Origin of the sequence: Atribacter sp. (assembly GCF_035418125.1) — a bacterium.
GTDB classification, from domain to species: Bacteria; Atribacterota; Atribacteria; order Atribacterales; family Atribacteraceae; genus Atribacter; species Atribacter allofermentans.
Genome location: NZ_DAOLQM010000270.1, coordinates 1 through 2763 on the forward strand (window position 1 = coordinate 1; position 2763 = coordinate 2763).

Genomic DNA, 2763 nt, shown 5'->3' on the forward strand with positions numbered 1-2763 from the left:
TTAGACTATCGTATTTAATCACTTATTTTCTTATTTGTCAAGTAAGGTCAAACTATAAAATTTAAAGAAATTTTTTGCTTGGTTGTCTAATTTTTTCAATATTATGGTTCTTCTGAATTCATTTCTATTAATCCTTTTATCATCACTCGTTTCGGTCTTTTCACTCATTACTTCTTCTCAATTAATCATCACTGTCTTTCAGGAATTGCTTGTATCAATAATTGATTTATTTTAAACTAATAAAGGGTTGGAGTTGTGAAATAAGGAGGGGAACTTGATGCGGTTCAAAAATGATCGGTGCCTTGTTTTTTTAGGTATTTTTTTATTCATAGGTTTATTTTTCCTTTCCCTGCCAATCATCAATTCAGCTTTTGCTCAAATACCAAACACTATAGTCTGGAATTTAACCGATTTCGTTGGGCAGGAAAACGATATCCGATTAGAAGGACATAAAGCTTCTTATAGCTTTTTTTTGCCCAACTTTAAAGGAGTAAACTGGGATGAAACTCGGCTAGCTTTAAAAATTTGGTTTTCAGAAGCATTAAATCCAGAAAGTCGAGTGTCCCTTCTCATCAATGATCAATTAGTCTACACTCGGCTTTTAAAAAATATCCCATTACAACCCAATTGGGTTGCCTATCTTGATATCCTAATTCCTGAAACCTCTTTAAAGACGAATGAACGATTCATAAAAATTGAAATTCAACCAACTCTTTTTATTGGTAACCACCTTGGTGAGGATATTTCTTCTGGAAATCTCTGGATTATCATCAAAAAAGAAAGCTTTATAACCTTTAAAACGAAAACCGATTGGATTCCCCAAACTATTGATGACTTTCTGAAAAGTATTAAAGAAACAATAACTCTAATTCTTCCTCCCCAACCTTGGTCGGATCACATGCTTCAATCCTATTTCACCCTCTATGCTTTTCTTCATAAAATTCATCGAGAACAACCTTTTCGAATCCAAACTATTATTGCTCCTTCTCAACTTTCCTCCGCAGATTCTAAACAAAGCTACCAAATATATCTTTTAGAAAACTCTGTAAGTGATTATCAACTTTATGGGAAAAAACTTTTTTTAACCGCTGAAGGAGTAAAAACTATATCAGCTGAATTACACAGGTTCATGATTGGTACCAGCGGAAAAACCTTCTATTCCACCGAAGAAAAAAAATCTTTCCAGCCTCAAAAAATAACTTTCTCCCATTTAGGATATTCTTCTTTCAAGTTAGAGGGATTTGGTAATATGGAGAAAAACCTTCGTTTTTATTATTCTGACCTTTCAAAATATCCAACTTCATTGACTCTTCGGCTTTTTTTTAACCATACTCCACTTCCTTCAGATTTTAAAGGAGAAGCTCTGATCAAGTTGTCGATAAACTCTCAGCCGGTTTACTCTCAACGTTTAGATGCCAAGAGCGGTGGTCAGTTATTTCCCATTGACCTCTATCTATCAGCTCCACTTCTTAAACCAGTAAATACCTTAACCTTCGGATTAAGCTATTATCCCGATGAAGAGGATTACCGACTGGGAATGATGCCTTTCGAGGGCTTTTTTTCTGAAGACTCGTATTTCCAGGTAAAAAGCGGTAATTATGCTGCCATTTTGTCCAGCTGGAAACCTATTACTGCTGTACCCGGCAACAAAATTAAAATGGTACTTCCTTCTGAGTTGGATGAAAATACCTTGCACATTGCTGCAGAAATTCTCTCCTCAATTCAGCTTTATAATTCAAGGCTGATCCCAGTGGAAATCATTTTTGGGGGAACCCATCCTAATAATCTCCTTAGCCCATCTTCAATCGCTATCGGTTGGAATCCGAATTATTACCCAGAAATGTGGAATTATCATTGGACAAACTTCATACAAATACCAAAGCTGATCGAACACACTTTATCATCTTCAGAATACCTCAATCTTAATCTTCTCCAAAAAATACCTGCTGCCATTTATAATATTACTATTCCCTTTGGTCAATTTGTCCATCAATTTTTCTTTTCTTTCTTATCATACCCCATACCAGTTCAGACCAATCGGAGTGAAAACCATCTTCTTATAATCGTAAGTCCGGAAATAATTCCTAATTATCTTTATTCAACGGTTTTCTTTGAATCCGGCCAAATGGTTTTGAAAGATTCAATCCAAAGCCAAGCAAACCTTACCACCAGCCTGAATGAACCAATAAGTTGTTTGGTATTTTTTTATCAGAATCACATTCCAGTGATTCTTTTTACAACATCTGGCCAAAAATCGATTGCTGAGAACTATTTTAAGAAACATTTCAACCCCAAAACCACCTTTTTGGGCATCTCGGGAAATTTAGTCATTTTTGAAAAAAATGGAATTATTGATGCAACCTTTCCGGAAAATTCTCTAACCAATGATCCTGATAAATCTCAGGGATTTTTTTCTCAATTTACCTCTAATCAAAGAATTCTTTTTCTCATTATTCTCGGTATTATTATTGCCTTAGTGATAATTTTTTATTATCAAAAAAACCATTTAACAAGCAGTGACAATTGAAGAGAAAATGAATCTTTTTCCTTTGCTTTGCCTGGTGAGAGAGCAAAACCTTTTCATTTCATTTTTCCAATGCAAAGCTTAATCGGCCAATACCTAAATTCTTTGAAACCAGAAGAAAAATTAACTGATTATGATCTTTCTCTCGTCTTGGTAGATAAATATCCTAATTTTAAGTCGCTTAGCGGGTAAATTATTGATCAGCTGCATTTGATACATCTTTTTTCTCGTTTTCTTTC

1 protein-coding gene is annotated in these 2763 nt (G+C 34.5%); it reads left to right on the forward strand.

Annotated elements, in window-relative coordinates; all coding sequences use genetic code 11:
- The first annotated feature begins 277 nt into the window (after positions 1-277).
- The gene (locus PLK24_RS10340; protein ID WP_324478862.1) at positions 278-2527 is read left to right on the forward strand and encodes a cellulose biosynthesis cyclic di-GMP-binding regulatory protein BcsB; all 2250 of its coding nucleotides are present in this window, start codon (positions 278-280) and stop codon (positions 2525-2527) included.
- The last annotated feature ends 236 nt before the right edge of the window (positions 2528-2763 follow it).